Annotated in this window: 16 protein-coding genes; 9 read left to right on the top strand and 7 right to left on the bottom strand. The window is 70.6% G+C overall.

The window, feature by feature from the left end; genetic code table 11:
* The first annotated feature begins 1,257 nt into the window (after positions 1-1,257).
* The gene (locus ACFWZH_RS16015; protein ID WP_384430308.1) at positions 1,258-2,421 is read left to right on the top strand and encodes a serine hydrolase domain-containing protein; all 1,164 of its coding nucleotides are present in this window, start codon (positions 1,258-1,260) and stop codon (positions 2,419-2,421) included.
* 100 nt (positions 2,422-2,521) lie between these two features.
* On the opposite strand, the gene ACFWZH_RS16020 is transcribed toward ACFWZH_RS16015, so the two are convergent.
* Positions 2,522-3,355, bottom strand: a complete 834-nt coding sequence (locus tag ACFWZH_RS16020) for an NAD(P)H-binding protein (RefSeq protein WP_384430311.1) — start codon at positions 3,353-3,355, stop codon at positions 2,522-2,524.
* A 200-nt stretch (positions 3,356-3,555) separates the two neighbouring features.
* Between ACFWZH_RS16020 and ACFWZH_RS16025 the strand changes: the two genes are divergently transcribed.
* The 4 genes from ACFWZH_RS16025 to ACFWZH_RS16040 all read left to right on the top strand — a co-directional run bounded on the left by ACFWZH_RS16025 (position 3,556) and on the right by ACFWZH_RS16040 (position 6,116).
* The gene (locus ACFWZH_RS16025; RefSeq protein ID WP_384430314.1) at positions 3,556-4,083 is read left to right on the top strand and encodes a DinB family protein; all 528 of its coding nucleotides are present in this window, start codon (positions 3,556-3,558) and stop codon (positions 4,081-4,083) included.
* A 7-nt stretch (positions 4,084-4,090) separates the two neighbouring features.
* Complete coding sequence (locus tag ACFWZH_RS16030) at positions 4,091-5,038, top strand: trypsin-like serine peptidase (RefSeq protein ID WP_384430316.1); 948 nt, start codon at positions 4,091-4,093, stop codon at positions 5,036-5,038.
* Positions 5,039-5,207: 169 nt separating this feature from the next.
* Positions 5,208-5,705, top strand: coding sequence for a potassium channel family protein (locus ACFWZH_RS16035; RefSeq protein WP_384430319.1), 498 nt, complete (start codon positions 5,208-5,210; stop codon positions 5,703-5,705).
* A gap of 57 nt (positions 5,706-5,762) precedes the next feature.
* Positions 5,763-6,116 (top strand): MmcQ/YjbR family DNA-binding protein, encoded by a 354-nt coding sequence (locus tag ACFWZH_RS16040; protein ID WP_384430322.1) that lies wholly within the window; start codon positions 5,763-5,765, stop codon positions 6,114-6,116.
* Positions 6,117-6,123: 7 nt separating this feature from the next.
* Here the strand turns inward: ACFWZH_RS16040 and ACFWZH_RS16045 are convergent, their stop codons facing one another.
* The 4 genes from ACFWZH_RS16045 to ACFWZH_RS16060 all read right to left on the bottom strand — a co-directional run bounded on the left by ACFWZH_RS16045 (position 6,124) and on the right by ACFWZH_RS16060 (position 8,791).
* A complete protein-coding gene (locus tag ACFWZH_RS16045) occupies positions 6,124-6,285 on the bottom strand; it encodes a hypothetical protein (protein WP_384430325.1) in 162 nt (53 codons plus the stop codon).
* Between the two features lie 354 nt (positions 6,286-6,639).
* Positions 6,640-7,302: a hypothetical protein gene (locus ACFWZH_RS16050; protein ID WP_384430328.1), complete on the bottom strand. Its 663-nt coding sequence runs from the start codon at positions 7,300-7,302 to the stop codon at positions 6,640-6,642.
* Positions 7,303-7,481: 179 nt separating this feature from the next.
* Entirely contained in the window at positions 7,482-8,363 is an 882-nt protein-coding gene (locus ACFWZH_RS16055) for an alpha/beta fold hydrolase (protein ID WP_384430331.1), read from the bottom strand.
* A complete protein-coding gene (locus tag ACFWZH_RS16060; RefSeq protein ID WP_384430334.1) occupies positions 8,360-8,791 on the bottom strand; it encodes a helix-turn-helix domain-containing protein in 432 nt (143 codons plus the stop codon). The genes ACFWZH_RS16055 and ACFWZH_RS16060 overlap by 4 nt, the downstream gene beginning before the upstream one ends.
* A gap of 290 nt (positions 8,792-9,081) precedes the next feature.
* On the opposite strand from ACFWZH_RS16060, the gene ACFWZH_RS16065 reads away from it, so the two are divergent.
* The 3 genes from ACFWZH_RS16065 to ACFWZH_RS16075 all read left to right on the top strand — a co-directional run bounded on the left by ACFWZH_RS16065 (position 9,082) and on the right by ACFWZH_RS16075 (position 12,094).
* A complete protein-coding gene (locus tag ACFWZH_RS16065; RefSeq protein WP_384430337.1) occupies positions 9,082-10,308 on the top strand; it encodes a beta-ketoacyl-[acyl-carrier-protein] synthase family protein in 1,227 nt (408 codons plus the stop codon).
* Positions 10,309-10,533: 225 nt separating this feature from the next.
* Positions 10,534-11,778: an SDR family oxidoreductase gene (locus ACFWZH_RS16070; protein WP_384430340.1), complete on the top strand. Its 1,245-nt coding sequence runs from the start codon at positions 10,534-10,536 to the stop codon at positions 11,776-11,778.
* 28 nt (positions 11,779-11,806) lie between these two features.
* A complete protein-coding gene (locus ACFWZH_RS16075) occupies positions 11,807-12,094 on the top strand; it encodes an acyl carrier protein (protein WP_384430343.1) in 288 nt (95 codons plus the stop codon).
* Here the strand turns inward: ACFWZH_RS16075 and ACFWZH_RS16080 are convergent.
* Entirely contained in the window at positions 12,082-14,433 is a 2,352-nt protein-coding gene (locus ACFWZH_RS16080) for an MMPL family transporter (RefSeq protein ID WP_384430346.1), read from the bottom strand. The two genes, ACFWZH_RS16075 and ACFWZH_RS16080, sit on opposite strands and share 13 nt — an antisense overlap.
* Before the next feature lie 291 nt (positions 14,434-14,724).
* Here ACFWZH_RS16080 and ACFWZH_RS16085 point away from each other — a divergent pair, with 291 nt between their 5' ends.
* Entirely contained in the window at positions 14,725-15,153 is a 429-nt protein-coding gene (locus ACFWZH_RS16085) for a hypothetical protein (protein ID WP_384430349.1), read from the top strand.
* On the opposite strand, the gene ACFWZH_RS16090 is transcribed toward ACFWZH_RS16085, so the two are convergent.
* Positions 15,104-16,093, bottom strand: a complete 990-nt coding sequence (locus ACFWZH_RS16090) for an ArsR/SmtB family transcription factor (protein ID WP_384430352.1) — start codon at positions 16,091-16,093, stop codon at positions 15,104-15,106. The two genes, ACFWZH_RS16085 and ACFWZH_RS16090, sit on opposite strands and share 50 nt — an antisense overlap.
* Positions 16,094-16,129 lie beyond the last annotated feature (36 nt).

Below are 16,129 nucleotides of genomic sequence, written 5' to 3' on the forward strand. Positions count from 1 at the left end.
CGACAACGCGCGCAACCCTGGGTAACCGCTTGCCGCACGGTAGGTGAGCCCCGAGGCCCGCCGCTGCTCCGGCCCGTCCTACTGGGCCGACGTGGAACCGGGCATACCGCATTCCACAGCGGGTATTGCAATGCACGAAGTCGAGGAGAATACTGAATATTCCTGGCTGGGAAGGCCCCGGAAACGCGCTGCGTGTGGACAAGGATGCCGCACGCAGCGTTTGTATTGCGCCTGCGACTACACATTGCGTGGACAACTCGGTAGGACCTGGGCCACCGTGACACTCGATGACATTCGAGGGGACCATTCGATGGCCACTGGAGAGAACCCCGGTTCACGGAGTGAACGAGGGTTCTCATAGCGTCACTACCGATAGCCACCTGTTGCGGCGTTACGGCTCACCGACTGCGATGACACTGATGACTCTTAAGGTGCTTGCTTCTCTTGCTTCTATGATGCTTGCTTCGCCATCGAAGGTCGTAAGTCGTATGCCGCCGCATCAGATCGCACACCGATACGGGATGTGAGGAGTGGACTCGGTGTCACCGAAGCCCGCGTCTCGCGGCAACTTACGAGGCCAGCCCTTATAAGCGGGGACCAGCCTCGAAGTTATCCCGTGAGCTCGCTAGAAACGGCCTCCGTGGCCGAATCCGCGTCCTCCTCGACCGTAGCCGCGGCCACGACCGCGTCCACGGCGTCCGCGGCCAAAGCGACGTCCGCGACCGTAGCGACGTCCGTAGCCGTCATCCCAACCGTCGCAGTCGTCCCTGTGCCTGAGAGGGAGTACGTTACGGAAGCTCATGTGTGCCTCCCTTGTCTCTCTGACGATGGTCCAGCCCTCTCCAGTTGGACCACCTCCCACGTTACGCCGGGATGCAAACCGAAATCAAACGGAAAACTGCTGAAAATTCACGTAAATTCAGGTCGCTTTGTATACGCAAAGTGGCCGTCGGTCGCTCTCTGAATTCCCGCCACCCGCCCTGCCCGAGCCGGACGAATTCAGGCCTCATCACCGGCCCGTTGACCTCAGGTCCAGCGCGAGTGGCGCCTGCCACGGCCGGTGTTGTCCGCGTCATCCACTGCGGCGTCAGATCCGATACGCCGTCAGAGCTGCTCTCCCTGAGGAATTCCGCCGCCCGGTCGGGGGGCCAGCCCTACCTCGAGCTGGGTGGGTAGCACGATCGTCCCGCCCGGGCGCTTCCAGAGATGCTGGGCCCGCAAGCCGGTGGTTGCCAATGAATCCATGGGAGTTGACTCGTGCGTGAGCAGGCATGGCAGAAGTCACGTTCGTCCGGGCGGCGGAGTGGTCCGCGCAGAACGGTGCCGGCCGCGGCCGTAGTGGCCGTCGGCATCATGACGATGGGCATTCTGGCTCCGCCCACGGCGTCTGCCGTCGCCAGGCCGAGCTCCGTCCGACAGGGCCTCAACGCGCTGGTGCACACCGACGGTATGCCCGCCGCGCTGGCGAGCGTCGAAGACCGTGCGGGCCGCACCCGTACCTACACCGCGGGGGTCGGCGACCTGGCCACCGGTGCGAAGGTGCCCAGGGACGGTCAGGTGCGCATCGGCAGCAACACCAAGTCGTTCACCGCAGTGGTCGTGCTGCAACTGGTCAGCGAAGGGAGGATCGGCCTGGACGCCGCGGTCGACACCTATCTGCCCGGCCTCGTCCGCGGCGACGGGATCGACGGACGCCGCATCACCGTCCGCCAACTACTCCAGCACACCAGCGGACTTCCCAACTACAGCGAGTACCTCGGCGACGGCATCCGCTACTACGACCCCCGCGAACTCCTCGACCTCGCTCTCCAGCACGAGTCCGACTTCGCCCCTGGCACGAAATGGGCCTACAGCAACACGAACTACGTGGTGACCGGCCTGATCGTGCAGAAGGTCACCGGCCACCCCCTCGCCGCGGAGATCGACCGGCGCGTCATCAAGCGCATCGGCCTGCGCCAGACGTACTTCCCCACCCCCGGCGAGGTGGCGATACGGGAGCGCCACCCCAAGGGCTACCACCAGGACTCGGCAGGCGCGCCTCTGGTAGACGCCACGGAATGGGACCCTTCCTGGGCCTGGGCCGCGGGCCAGATGGTGTCCACCACCTCCGACCTGAACCGGTTCTTCACCGCGCTGTTGGCCGGCCGCCTCCTCCCGAAGGCCGAGCTCGACCAGATGCGCACCACCGTCCCCGCCGGCTACCCCTTTCCCACCGGTGCCCGTTACGGACTGGGAATCGTGAGCACGCCGCTGTCGTGCGGCGGTGTGTACTGGGGCCACGGCGGCAGCATGACGGGATACGAAACCCGGGGCGGCGCCACCGAGGACGGCCGCGCCGCCAACGTCGCCGTGACCACGCAGCCGAGCCGGACGACCAAGGAGCATATGGACGGTGTCCTGGAAACGGCTCTGTGCCGCTGAGCCGCGCCCTCCACAGCCGTGTTCGGCAGGCCGCCCACGGCTCCCCCCCCACTCCACCGGTCTTGTCGAGGCTGTCGCCGGACGGTTCGGCCAGGCGTCCTCAACGGAAGGCGGCACGGTTCTCCGACGCCCACTGCTGGAACGATCTGGCCGGGGAGCCGGTGACCTGGGGGACGGTGTCGCGCACCGTCAGCAGCTCGTCGTTGACGTCCCCACCCATCAGGTCGAGGACCGCGTCCGCCGTCTCGTCCCCCATGAAGGGCGCCATCTGCCGGTGGGCCTCGTCCCGGGAGATCTCGACGAGGGCCACCTCCCGCCCCAGAGCCGCGGCGATGGCGGCGACCTGCCGTCGGACCGTGATGCGCTCCGGCCCCGTCAGCGCATACGTCCGCCCCCGGTGGCCGGGCTCGGTCAGCGCCGCGCAGGCCACCGCCGCTATGTCCGCAGGGTGGATGGCCGGAAGCCCGATGTCCGCATACGGCGCCCGCACCACGCCCTGCTCGCGAATCGACTGCGCCCACCACAGGGTGTTCGAGGCGAACTGCGTCGGCCGCAGGATCGTCCAGGCCATGCCGCTGTCCTTGAGCAACCGCTCCACCGCCAGGTTCGCGCCGGCCGCGGGCAGGGACGGATGGGTCTGCACCGTGATCGACGACACCAGCACCACATGCTCCACGCCTGCCTGCCGGGCCGCCGCGAGGACGTCCTGCTCCGCACCCATGCCCGGCAGCAGGAACAGCGAGCGCACCCCTTTCAGCGCGGCCTTCAGTGAGCCCGGCTGCGCGAGATCGCCCTCGACGGCTTCGATTCCCTCCGGGAACGCGGCCCGTCCCGCATCACGCGTCAGACCTCGCACAGGTGCGGCACCCCGAAGGTGCAGGTCCCTCAGCAGAGCAGTGCCGATGTTTCCGGTCGCGCCGGTCACGAGGATCATCGTCTCTCCTGTCGTCAGCCGTTGATCACGTCGATGGCACGCTAAAACCTCAACTCCTCTCGAGGTCAAGGAAGTAGCCGACGGCCCCTGGTGCGTCCCCGCTCGTCCGAGACGCGGCACCGCGCCGGGAGAGGCCTCGCAGGGCACCGTCACGCCTGCTGGGCTGTCGCCTGTCAGTGGTGTGTGCGAGGGTTCGGCACATGGTTACGACACCGGACGGACGCCGCGTACCGCCACCGCAAGCGGATGAACGCACCATGCTGGAAGCCTGGTTGGACTTCCACCGTGCCACTCTCGCCCTCAAGTGCGCGGGACTCGACGATCGGCAGGTGCGCCTCTCCCCAGTGGCGCCGTCCTCGATGACGCTGCTGGGGCTGGTCCAGCACATGGCGGAGGTGGAACGCAACTGGTTCCAGCGGGTGTTCGCCGGGCAGGACGTACCCGTGGTGTTCGAGGAAGGCAAGGAAGACGACTTCGCGCTCGTCCCCGACCGGGGCCTGGACGAGGTGCTGGCCACCTGGCAGGAGGAGGTCGCGCACAGCCGCCGGCTGACCGCCGACTCTTCACTGGACGACTCCGGCCGGCTCTCCGAGTTCGAGGCGGGCCATGTCGGCAGCCACGAGGTCTCACTGCGCTGGATCCTGGTCCACATGATCGAGGAGTATGCGCGCCATAACGGCCATGCGGATCTGCTCCGGGAGAGCATCGACGGTGTCACGGGGGCATGAGGCAGTCATGAGTCGGCCCATCGTCGTACGCAGCCGCCGCGCCGTCCTGCTCGTTGTCGCGCTTCTCGGCCTCTCCCTCGCCGTCCCGTCCGGGCCGGTGGCGCACGCCGTGGACCCGCCGGGCCGTTCGGCGGCGTCATCCGCCGACGCCTACTGGACTCCGCAGCGGATGGCGGCCGCCGAACCAGCCGTCGACGCGCGGAGCGCGCGGGCGCCGCATCGGGCCGGGGGCGCCGCACCACCGAGCCACCCGTTCGACGGCCTCCCCCAGGTGGGGACGTTCTTCTGGACGGACGCGCACAACACCGGCCGGTTCTGCGGCGGAACGGTGGTCCGCAGCCCGCACCGCGACCTCGTGGTCACCGCCGGACACTGCCTGCGCTCCCCCGACCCCAAGCGCCGGCTGTCCTTCGTGCCGCAGTACCACGACGGGCTGAAGCCGCACGGTGTCTACCCCGTCGACCGCGTCTACCTGGACCAGCGGTACTACGACCTCGGCACCGACGCGGGTGCCCGCTGGGACTACGCCGTCGTCCGACTCCTGCCACGCGAGGACGGCGCCGAGGTGGAGGACGTCACCGGCGGCTTCGACCTCCTGCCGTACCCGGGATACGACCATCGGCGCGTACGGCTCATCGGCTACCCCGGCAACAGCGACACCACCCACCCCAAGCCGCTGGACTGCGCGTCGTCCACGCACCGGTTCACCAGTGCCGACCCGGCCGCCCCCGGCGACTTCCTGGAGATCGCCTGCGCCGGCTATATCGGCGGCACGTCGGGCGGCCCGTTCCTGGTGAGGGACTTCACCGGTTACGCCCTGATCGGTGTCATCGGCGGCTACCACACCGGCGGCGACTTCCCCGACGTCTCCTACAGCTCGTATTTCACCCTCGACACCCTGGCGCTCTACCTGCACGCGGTGCGGGGCGACGCACCCGCGAAGCCGAACCGGTGAACTTCAGGGCCAGAGCCAAGGCCAAGTGCAGGGCCCAAGGAATACGACCGCACGGTGTTTGACACGTCATCATCCGCCGGCATTTCCGGGCACGACGAATTCCCCTGTTAATGTCGGCGCCGAGGGAAGGTCGGTTGTCCACCAGGTCCGCAAGGGAAGGGGACGTCCGTTGGTGCCGTCGTTTCTCGCCGCCGTGCTGAACCGCCTCTTCAGAAATGAGGCATGGCGCCGGCTGCACGCCCAGGCGGCGTTCTGGGTCACCCTGCTCATGACCGCGGTGCTGCTCGGTGGTGCCGCTCTGGTCGTCGTCGCCGAATCCGGTGCCCCGCACGCCAATATCACGTCATATCCGCGGGCGTTGTGGTGGTCGGTGGAGACGGCGACCACCGTGGGCTACGGGGATTTCTACCCGGTGACGCTGTGGGGCCGCGTCCTGGCGACCCTGTTGATGCTGTGCGCCATCACGGCATTCGGCGTGATCACGGCCGCGCTCGCCACCTGGTTCGTCGGCCGCGCGGAGCAGGACGTGGTCCGCTTCGGTAAGGCGGTCGGGAATCACGCCCGCGAGGAAGCGGAGGCGTTCCGTTCGGAGCTGCGCGCACTGCACGCGCGTTTCGACCACGTCGAGAATCTGATCAGGGGCGGCGGTCCGCGCTCCCCCTCCTGAACGGCTGCTCCCGCACCTATGTGTTCGTGCGGTTCTTTGTACGCCTAAAGTGGAGCCATGCCCGATTCTGACGACGTCCGCCGCATCGCCCTCTCCCTGCCGGAAACGGTGGAGAAGGAAGCCTGGGAGATGCCCACATTCCGGGTCGCCGGGAAGATGTTCATCACCGTCCCGGACGATGAGACGTCATTCGCCGTGCGCTGCCCGATCCATGAACGCAAGGAACTGATCGCGGCGGAACCGAAGAAATTCTGGGTACCGCCGCACGAGGCCGGCTCCTCATGGGTGCGGGTTCGGCTGGCGGAGCTGGAGGACATGGACGAACTGCGGGACATCCTCGTGGATTCCTGGCGGCAGGCCGCTCCGACCCGGCTGTTGGAGGCTTTCCCCGCGTCTCCCCCGTCGGACTGACCCGCGCTCACCCGTGGTGGCGGCGCAGATCGCTCCAGTCCAGGGCCTGGGAAGCCTTCAGCTGGGAACGCTCCGCCGCCTCACGGGTCTCGGCGAGGACATCGCCGTGCTCCTGGACGAGCTCCTCGTAGATGGGCGTGGCGTTGGACGCGTGCGTCGCGCTGTTCATGTCGATGTTCCCGTTCCCGTTGTGTTGATGGATGCGGCTCAGCAGGTTTCGCCGCCCCGGGATGAAGGGAGCACCTCAGTGTCAGCTGAACTCTTGGTGCGCAAAGGGAGGTTGTCCCTACTCATGCGCCGCTCCCCCGTGCGGCGCGGGACATCCTGTCATGGGCGTGGCGAGCACGCAAAAGATCATCCCAATGCCTGAGACCGTTGATGGGTGTTGATGGATGTTGATAGGCGTTGATGAGAATTGATGACCGTTGTCGACTGAACGCACGATTTGGATACCGCCCGATGTGGCATTCCCCCCCTTGGCCCGCCAATGCGGCGGCATGCCGCGCGACATACCATTCGCCCCTTACTTCGACGCGCGACCGGTGAGGGCCGGCGGTCGCCCCACGCTCGGCTCGGCGTAGAGGCCGTCCGACTCCTTCCAGTCGGGGTCCGTCGCGCAGGGGGCCGAGCTGCCGCCGTTGAGGCGCCGCCGGTCCGCTTCCCAGGTGAGGGCGATGGTGTAGCCGCCCTCACGTTCCGCTTTCAGAGTCCGCTCGTGGTGTTGCTCTCCGTCCCCGGACCGCGTGATGTGCCAGCCGGTGCCGGTGAGGTGGTCACGGAGTCTGCGCAGGGCGCCGGCCCCCTCGCGTGGGGCCACTCCTCCCACCGACCAACGGTGGGAGAGCTGGTATGCGCCCGCTTCGGGCTGGTCGGCGATGCTCTCCAGGCCGTCCGGATAGCAGTAGTCCGAGTCGAGGGTGTTCTCGTCGCCCTTGCGCATGTCGTAGACGTTCGGTTCGAGAGTGCGGTCGAGGCCGAGGGCCGCGAAGGCGCCCTTGGAGTAGTCCGTGACGCGGTGTGCCATGGTTTCCGGCTTGACGTCGGGGAAGTCGGCGGGGGTGGCGCGCTCGATGGAGAAGGTGAGGAACACCCCGCCGACCACCAGGACCGGCAGCAGTACGACCACCGCGCAGCCGATCCCCCCTGCTTTGAGTGCCGCCCCCGACCTCGTCTTGCTCTCGATCATGCACGGGACACTACGGGCGCGAAGCGGCCGCCCGAATCCGCTCGGCTGCCTAGACGTACTGAGTAGCCGAACGGAGTGTGGAGGGCTCCGCGGCCGGCGTCAACAGCGGCCGCCGCGCCCTCGCGGGTCTGGCGACAGCGCCGGAGGTGTCGTCGAACGGCCCGCCCCGTTCGGCGACTTCAGCGGGGCGACTGCCCGTTTCCGCCGCGTTCCTCGTCGGCCGGCCGGCCACGGAGGAACTCCAGGACGGAATCGGTCTGGCCGAGGATCGCGTGCCCGACCTCCGGCAGGACGTTCACGGTCGCGTGCGGGACGCACCGTCGCATCCGCCGGGCGGTGCCCCCGGAGTCGAACATGGCATCGCGGCCGCCGACCGTCACCAGTACGGGCATGGTCAGGCGCCGCAACGCATCGTCGGAGAACCGGGGCAGCCGCTCCGTACGCGGCTTGAAGTGCGTGAAGGTCAGCACCACGGAGTCGAGGACGTCCCGGAGCGCCGGCGACTGCAGGCCGGCCACGGACGCGACCGACCGGCGCACCCCCGAGCGTCCCCATGGGGGCAGCAGGGCCTTGACCAGCCAGCCGACCTTCTGCCGCCCCAGGCCACCGGGGCACAGCAGGGCCAGCCGCGTCACCCGCTGCGGCCGGCGGGTGGCGTAGTCCAGCGCCATCCAGCCGCCGAGGGACGTCGCGACGACCGAGGCGCTCGTGATGCCCAGCCCCGCCAGCACATCGTCCAGCCACAGCGCGCAGGCCTCGGAGGCGAGCGGCGGACGGGACGGCGCGCTGAGGCCCGGCTCGCCTATGAGGTCGATGGCGTAGGTGCGGAAATGGCGTGCCCAGGACGCGATGTCGTCCCGCCACATCATCGCGTTCGCCCCCGAGCCGTGGAGCAGCAGCACGGGCGGCGCGTCCTCCGGGCCGGAGACGACGACGAAGGTCTCGCCCTCGCGGGTCGGCACCCGCACCTGCTCGGCGGGGACCGGCCAGGTGCCCAGCCCCTCCTGATAGTGCCGCTGGATCTCCCGCTCGCCGGCCTCGGACTTGTAGATCGTGGTCATGACGCCAGTACCCCTTCCATGTAGGTGAACAGCCAGGCGGTGTCGGCCAGGCCGCCCAGGACGATGACCTTCATCCGCGCCCGCTGCTTGTCGTAGACCGTCTCGATACGCACGGGCGCGTCACCCGGGCGGCGGGTGGCGGCCGAGGCCGTCAGCAGGGTGGTCAGCCGGTCCGCTGTCGCGGCGTCGATCGCTTCGATCTCCACGATGCTCGACACCTCGGTATGCCGCGGCCGCCCAGCCGCGTCGTTCAGGGGCTCGGGCACCGGGCGGCCGGTGAACGCCTCCAGGTCCTCGTGCGCGATCCGGTACTGCTTGCCGATGCGGACCGCGGCGAGGCGCCCGTCGCGCACATAGTTGCGGACGGTGCGTACGTGCAGGCCCAGCCGTTCGGCGACTTGCTCCACGGAGTACAGATGATCACTCATGAAAATACCCTAACTTCCCCTCAGGAAGGAAACAATAGGGAAGTTTGCGGAATCTGACGGGGTGACAGGGAGTCGGATCGGCCTGCGGAGCGGAGACCTGCCGACGGGCGGGCCGGAGCTCCGGCGGCGGGCGTGCGGACATCGACGAGGTCCTCCGCGCCGGTACGCCGGGACCTGCTGCGCCGCTCGGGGGACCGCGCGGCTCGGCGCCACCGGGGGTGGGCGCCGACTGTCGATACTGGCGGGATGCCGGGAATCGCTGGGGCAGGAGTGCTGGTGGTGGGGGCCGGATGAGCGCGCGGGAGGTGGCCGTCACAGGGTTGGGGCTGGTCACGCCCGCGGGCGTGGGGGTGGCGGCGACATGGCAGGGGGTGCTCGACGGGTCGCCGACCGCGGTGCGCGATCCGGCGCTCGACGGCCTGCCGGTGGACTTCTGCTGCCGGGTGCCCGGCTTCGACGCGGACCAGCGCCTGGGACGGCGGCTGTCCTGGCGGCTGGACCGATGTGCCGCGATGGCGCTGGTGGCGGCCCGCGAGGCGGTGGCGGATGCCGGTCTCGGCGCGGGGAGCTGGGATCCGGTGCGGGTGGGGGTCGTACTGGGCGTGGGCACGGCGAGCATGGAGCGCTACGAGGAGGAGTTCGCCAAGATCTCCGGCGGGCGGGCCACCGAGATCTCACCGTTGGCCATTCCGCGCAGTGTGCCGAACATGGTCGCCGGTGAGGTGGGGATGGATCTGCGGGTGCGCGGACCGAATCTGACGGTCAGTACGGCGTGCGCCTCGGGGGCGACGGCTCTGGGTACCGCCCGGCAACTACTGCTCGCCGATGCCTGCGATGTCGTGGTGGCGGGCGGCAGCGAATCACTGTGCAGCCGCATTCCGGCGGCGTGCTTCCATCAGATGGGTGCGCTCTCGCGCCACGGCGACGATCCCGCGGCCGCCTCCCGCCCCTTCGACGCCGACCGGGACGGGTTCGTCCTGGGCGAGGGGGCCGGGGTGCTGGTCCTGGAGCGGCTGGAGCACGCGCGGGCCCGCGGAGCCCGCATCCGGTCCTACCTGGCGGGTTACGGGGCGTCCTGCGACGCGTATCACTTCACCTCGCCGCATCCGGAAGGGCGGGGGGCGGCGGAGGCGCTGGTGGTCGCTCTGGACGATGCCGGGATGGATCCGGGGGACATCGCGCACGTCAACGCCCATGGCACGGCCACGGTGTTGAACGACCGTGCCGAGGCATCGGCGCTGCGCCAGGTCTTCCGCCGCCCGCCACCGGTGACCGCGGTGAAGGGGACGCTGGGGCATGCGGCCGGCGGCGCGGGAGCGATCGAGGCGGCCTGCACGGTGCTGTCCCTGGAGGATCAGGTGGTCCCTCCGACGGCGAATCTGCACCGCCTGGATCCGGAGATCGAGCTGGATGTGGTCAGCAAGGCGCCGCGGCCGGTACGGATGACGGCCGCGGTGAGCAACGCGTTCGGCTTCGGGGGCCAGAACGCGGTACTGGTGCTGCGCTCGGCACCCTGACGTGGGCGGGACGGCGGCCGGAAGCGCCGGCAGCGCCCCGGCACGGTGAGTTCACGCGAATGCGCGCCTTTTCGCCCGTGCGCCGGTGCGCCCGCCTTCCGACGCTCCGACATACTGCAATGTACGGCGCATAAATAGGAAAATCATCCGTTGCGCGAGTGTGGTGGTGTGTGGCTCGGCGGAGCTGCCGGGCCGCGGCCGGCACACGGTCGAAGGAGTGATTCGTTGATCACGGTCACCGGTGCCACCGGTTTCCTCGGAGCACATCTGCTCGCCGGGCTGCTCCGCAGGGACGACCGCCCCGTCAGCGCCCTCGTACGGGACGATCCGGGCGCGGCCCGGGAGCGCTTGCTGCGGGCGGTGCGCAGTACGGGTGCCCGGTGGGAGGCCGCCGACTTCCACCGGCGGGTCACCCCCGTACGGATCGAGCTGGCCGCGCCCCGGCTCGGCCTGTCCGCCGAGGACCACCGCGCGCTGGCCCGGCGGACGCGGGAGCTGTGGCACTGCGCCGCGGACACCAGCCCGATGGGCCCGGTCGCGGCACTGCACCGGACCAACGTGGCGGGCACGGAGCACGTACTGCGCTTGCTGGACGCCGGTGAGCGCAGCGCTCGGCTGTTCCACATCAGTACCGCGTTCGTCGCCGGCGAGCGGCGCGAGGGGACCGTGTTCGAGGGCACCCTGGAAGAGGGGCGGTACGGGTTCGCCACCTCGTACGAGGAGTCCAAGTTCCGCGCCGAGGCGCTGGTGCGAGGCTGGGCGCGGGACCGGGGCCGGCCGGTGGTGGTGATGCGGCCGGGGGTGCTGGTGACGGACCGGCCCGCCGAGCCGGGTGAACCCCGCCACTGGTTGGCGGTCCAGGCCGCGCGGGCCGGTGTCCTCGGGCGGCAGGACCCCTCGCACGTGCTGCGGGCGGCCGGCCTTTCTCCCGAGGACATCAGCCTCCCCTATACGGCGCGGCTGCCGGGCCGGCCCGATGCCGTGGTCAACCTGCTGCAGGTGGACTGGGCGGCGGCCGCGATGCTGCGGTGTGCCGATGCGTGCCTCCCGGGGCGGTCACGGCCGGCGAGCGAACCATACGGCCAAGGGGGCCTGGTGGCGACGTACCACCTGACGCACCCTCACGACTATCCGGTCCAGGAGCTGCTGCGGATCGCCCTGGAGCCGTGCGACTGGCTCGACTTCGCGCTGGATCCGGATCTCGCACCGGAGGAGGTCCGGCCGCTGGAGCGGTTCCTCATGCGGCTCGCCGCCGGGCTGACGCCGTACTGGTGGGCCCGGCGCCGCTACGACCGCGCTCGTCTGGACGCGGCCACGACCGGTCTGGAGCCGCCGGCGGAACTGTCGGCGCAGTACCTGCGGTCGGGTATGGCGGCGCCCTCGCCACTGTCCTGTTCATCTGCCGGCGCTGTACCCGCCGGCGCGACAAGGAAGGGAGCCGTGACGGCTCATGTCCGAACTCGTGTCTGACCCCGTATCCGATGTCGTGTCTGCCCCCGTGTCCGACCCCGACTCCGCCCTCGGTTCCGGTGCCTATACCGAGATCTGTACGGTCCTGACGGAGACCTTCGGCGTCGAGCCGGATGCGCTTCGGCCGAGCGCGACGTTCGAGGAGCTCGACCTCGACTCGCTCGCACTCCTGGAGTTCGCCCTGGTGATGGGCGAGCGACTCGGCGTGAGCGGCGCGGACGCCGATCTGCGTCCGGCCATGACCCTCCGGGAGGCGAGCGCCTTCGTCGAGTCGCTCCGGCCGCAGGCCTGCCACGGCCCACGTCACCCGAGGTGACGGGCGGCGTTCCGGTCCGTGCCCGTGGGCTCTGTAGTTGACGGCTGCTCGTCGGCGGTGCCCTCCGGGGCGACGGTCCGTCCTGGGCGTGAGCGGGTTCGGCCGGGTGCCCACCAGTTGGCGCGCCCGGCGAGGCGCATCACGGACGGTACGAGCACACCGCGTACCACCGTGGCATCGACGACCACGGCCAGCGCGAGGCCGAACCCCAGCTCCTTCAGCAGCAGCACCCCTGAGGAGGCGAGCGCGCCCATGGCCACCGCCACGGCGAGCGCGGCCGCGGTGAACAGCCGGCCGGTCCGGGCGATGCCGTGCACGACCGAGGCGGTGGTGTCTCCGGTGACCCGCCAGTGCTCCTGGATACGGGAGAGCAGAAACAGCTCGTAGTCCACGGAGAGGGCGAACGCCACGCTGAACAGCAGCAGCGGAATGGTCATGTCCAGCGTGCCCGTGGTGGCGAAGTCGCCCAGCAGCCACCGAAGATGACCGTCCTGGAAGACGAGGACGATGCCGCCGAGGGCCGCGGTGAGACTCAGGGCGGCCACCGCGACGACCTTCAGCGGGAGGACGACGCTGCGGGTGAAGAGGAACACCACCGCCATGGTTCCCGCGGCGATCAGCGCCCCGGCGAGCGGCAGCCTGCTCAGCAGCGCGCCACGGGCATCGACGACCTGCGCGGCCCAGCCGGCCAGGTGCGCGGGTCCGGGCGACGGCAGCGCGCGGACCGCGCGCACCACGTCGGCCGCGCGCTCCGACTGGGGATCCGCCGTCATCGTCAGCGTCACCACGGTCCCGGGCACCCCGCTGCCGGGCGAGGCCTCGGTCGGCCGGGATCGGACTCGCGGAGCGGCGGCCCCCGCGGCCCCGGACGGACGTGCCCGGGCAGCCCTCTCGCCGTCCGCGTAGCGGCCCGTCACCATCGCCGCGCTGCGCACACCGGGCAGCGCGGACAACCTCCTGCCGTAGGCGTCCAGCTCCGCCCGTCCGGCGACCGGATCGGCCCGCGGAAGCACCACGGCCAGCGAACGCTCGCCGGAGGTCCGCCACTCCCGGCGGATGAGCTCCCCCGTCGTGCGGGCCTCGGCGCCGCCGGGCAGGATCCGCTCGTCGGCCAGCCCCAGCCGGCCGTTCCCGAGCGGCAGCACCAGCACCGCCAGCAGCACCAGGCAGCCCGCTCCCCACCACAGCGGGCGCCGGGTGACCGCCGTGGCCACCGCACGCCACAGCGGGCTGGCCGCGCCGATCGTCGGCGCCGGTACCCACCGCAGACGCCCGAACGGATCCAGCGACGCGACGCGCGGCCCCCAGCACGCCAGTACGGCCGGCAGCACGACCACCGCGGTCAGCGCCGCCAGCAAGGCCACCGCCATCCCCGCGTACGCCATCGAGCGCAGGAAGGCGAAGGGGAACACCAGCAGCGCGGCCAGGGCAGCGGTCACCGTACCGGCCGACACCGCGACCGTACGGCCGGCCGTCGCCACGGTGGCCCGCGCGGCCTCCGGTGGTACCAGGCCCCGCGCCCGCTCCTCGCGGAACCGCGCGACGATGAACAGCGCGTAGTCCACCGCGAGCCCGAAGCCCAGCGCCCCGATGAGGTTGACGGCGAACACCGAGACGTCCGTGACGGCGGTGAGCACCCGCAGCACCGCCAGCGCGCCGACCGCCGACAGCCCGCCCACCACGACCGGCAGCAGCGCGGCCACCAGTGACCGGAATGCCACGGCCAGGATCGCGAAGGTCAGCGGGGCCGCGATCAGCTCCGCCCGCACCAGGTCCGTACGCGCCTGTTCGGTGGACTGCGCCAGGCTCCAGGCGGGCCCGCCGGCCCGGATCTCGAAGGGGCCGCCCTGTCGGGCGTAGTGCGGCACCAACCGCTGCGCCGTGCGGGCCGTGGCGGTCTCGCTGCCGTCCAGATCGATCCGTACAAGGGCGGAACGGCCATCGGCCGACGGCGGCGCCTGGGCCGCGGCGGTCCAGTACGAGCGCACCCGGGACACTCCCCGCTCGGCGGCCAGCCGCTCCGTGATTCCGCGTCCCGCCTCCTGTGCCGCCGGGCTGTCGAGCGAGAGCCGGGCGGATTTCAGGCGGAGTACCAGGAGCAGTTCCGGTCGGTCGGCCCCGTAGCGAGCGGCCCAGGTCTCGGCCCGCGCGGAGGGCGTCCCCGACGCGGTGAACCCCCCGGCGGAGAGCCGCTCGCCCAGTCCCCACGCCACCCCGCCGAACAGCACGCACAGCATTCCGGCCGTGATCAGCACCCGCCGCGGATACCGCACGCCCCAGTCGCCGAACGAGCGCTCCGGCCGCCGACCGCTGTCGCCTCCGCCGCATTTCCTCCGCATCTGCACCATGTTCCGGCCACACCCCAAACGGGGTGACATGACGCGCCGTCAGGAGTCGACCGGAACGGTACGGCATGGGGCAGCCGGGCGGACCGCGCCCTCAGCCGCTGCCGTGCCCCGGCCCTTGAGGCCATGCCGCCCGGCGGCGCGGACCACGACGACGCGCCGCGGTCCGCGCCTGGCAGACTCCCCTTCCGGAGTCGAGAAGTCGACCCGTTCGCCAGTTCACCAGATCACCGGTTCGCCGATTCACTGATCCGCCGGTCCGCCGGTCCAAGAGGAGGAGCCTTCGTGGGAGAGGCGCTGTACGTACGTTTTCAGGGGACCACGCGCAGTCCGCACGGGCACTTCCCCGGCATCTTCGCCCTCGCCAACGGCCTCGCCCGCGAAGGCAGGCTCACCGACGCGCAGTACCGGTTCTGGCGCGCGGGCAACGACTGGTACGACACCCACTTCACCAACCCCTCCGACGTCGATCCCACCGTCTACGACCGCGATCTCCACCCAGGGGCGGTGGCCTGGTTCAAGGCCACCGCCGTGCACCTCCTCGAACGGGCGGAGGGCTACCTCGACCTGCTCGCCCAGCATGAAGTGCCGTGCGAGCGGGTCGAGTCCACCGACCCGGGGCGGATCATCTACGAGGACGACGAGCAGGTCGTGGTGGTGCCCGTCACCCCGCTCCCCGGTCACCCCGCAGCAGCGCCTCGCCCAGCGATCTGAGGGTGTGGTGCACGGTCCCGCCCGTGCGGTTCGAGGCGATCAGGCCGGCCTCTCGGAGTATCGCGGTGTGGTGGGTCGCCGTGGCCGGTGAGACGTTCAGCCGGCGGGCCAGTTCGGAGGTGGTGCAGCCGGCGGCGACGACCTCCAGCGCCGCCGCCCGGGTGTGCCCCAGTAGGGCGGCGCACGGGCTCTTCGCGCCGGTCCGTGCGCGGTCGTCGCCGGTGGCGTGCGCCCAGTCGGGGCTGCGCTCGACGGGATACACCAGGACCGGCGGCAGCTGCGGATCTCTGAGCATGATGGGGCTGCGCCAGCAGAAGAAGGACGGGATCAGCCGCAGCCCCCGCCCCTGCAGCCGGACCTCACGGTCCACGCTCGCGGTCCGCAGTTCCAGTACGGGCGGTTGCCAGCGCAGCTGCGGGTGCAGGGTGCTCAGCAGCCGCTGTACTCCGCCGCACTGCAGGTCCCGGCTGCGCTTCGACCGGTCCGCCTCGATGTCGCCGCGCAACCGGGTCTCGTACGGATGGATGGCGGCGGTGTAGTAGTCGCGCACGGCGTCCGCGATGTGCGGCAACCTCCTGGAGTCCAACTCCCGTACCCACAACGGTACTTGCCGGGAGCCGGCAAGCCGTGCGAGGTCGGTGCGGAGCCGGCTGCGCGGGGTGGCCGCCAGGTCCTGGAGGCCCTCCTCCAGACCGCGAGCCGAGGATTCGGGCGTGAGGAAGTCGGGGCTGTAGCCGCGTGGTGGCGCGAGGGCGAGCAGACCGCGGGCCCGGTCGTCGAGCCGCGGCAGGGTCCGCTGCCGCCAGCGGGCGAAGGCCGGCGCGCCACAACGGGTCTGCAGGAGGTGCAGGCTGAGCAGGACCTCCCACAGCGGGTCGGGCCGTTCGGCGATATGCGTCCTGGCGAGATCTTCCAGGCTGAAGTGAATGCGCACGGTCATCCGTGCTCCCCCGTTCCCCCGGTCACAGGTCACCGC

This window comes from Streptomyces sp. NPDC059008 (assembly GCF_042749045.1).
In the GTDB taxonomy this organism is placed as follows: Bacteria; Actinomycetota; Actinomycetes; order Streptomycetales; family Streptomycetaceae; genus Streptomyces.

Coding starts and splice junctions, on each gene's coding strand:
- ACFWZH_RS16020 (WP_384430311.1), bottom strand. CDS start 3,355: ATGATCCTCGTGACCGGCGCGACCGGAAACATCGGCACTGCTCTGCTG.
- ACFWZH_RS16025 (WP_384430314.1), top strand. CDS start 3,556: ATGGTTACGACACCGGACGGACGCCGCGTACCGCCACCGCAAGCGGAT.
- ACFWZH_RS16030 (WP_384430316.1), top strand. CDS start 4,091: ATGAGTCGGCCCATCGTCGTACGCAGCCGCCGCGCCGTCCTGCTCGTT.
- ACFWZH_RS16040 (WP_384430322.1), top strand. CDS start 5,763: ATGCCCGATTCTGACGACGTCCGCCGCATCGCCCTCTCCCTGCCGGAA.
- ACFWZH_RS16045 (WP_384430325.1), bottom strand. CDS start 6,285: ATGAACAGCGCGACGCACGCGTCCAACGCCACGCCCATCTACGAGGAG.
- ACFWZH_RS16050 (WP_384430328.1), bottom strand. CDS start 7,302: ATGATCGAGAGCAAGACGAGGTCGGGGGCGGCACTCAAAGCAGGGGGG.
- ACFWZH_RS16055 (WP_384430331.1), bottom strand. CDS start 8,363: ATGACCACGATCTACAAGTCCGAGGCCGGCGAGCGGGAGATCCAGCGG.
- ACFWZH_RS16060 (WP_384430334.1), bottom strand. CDS start 8,791: ATGAGTGATCATCTGTACTCCGTGGAGCAAGTCGCCGAACGGCTGGGC.
- ACFWZH_RS16065 (WP_384430337.1), top strand. CDS start 9,082: ATGAGCGCGCGGGAGGTGGCCGTCACAGGGTTGGGGCTGGTCACGCCC.
- ACFWZH_RS16080 (WP_384430346.1), bottom strand. CDS start 14,433: ATGCGGAGGAAATGCGGCGGAGGCGACAGCGGTCGGCGGCCGGAGCGC.
- ACFWZH_RS16090 (WP_384430352.1), bottom strand. CDS start 16,093: ATGACCGTGCGCATTCACTTCAGCCTGGAAGATCTCGCCAGGACGCAT.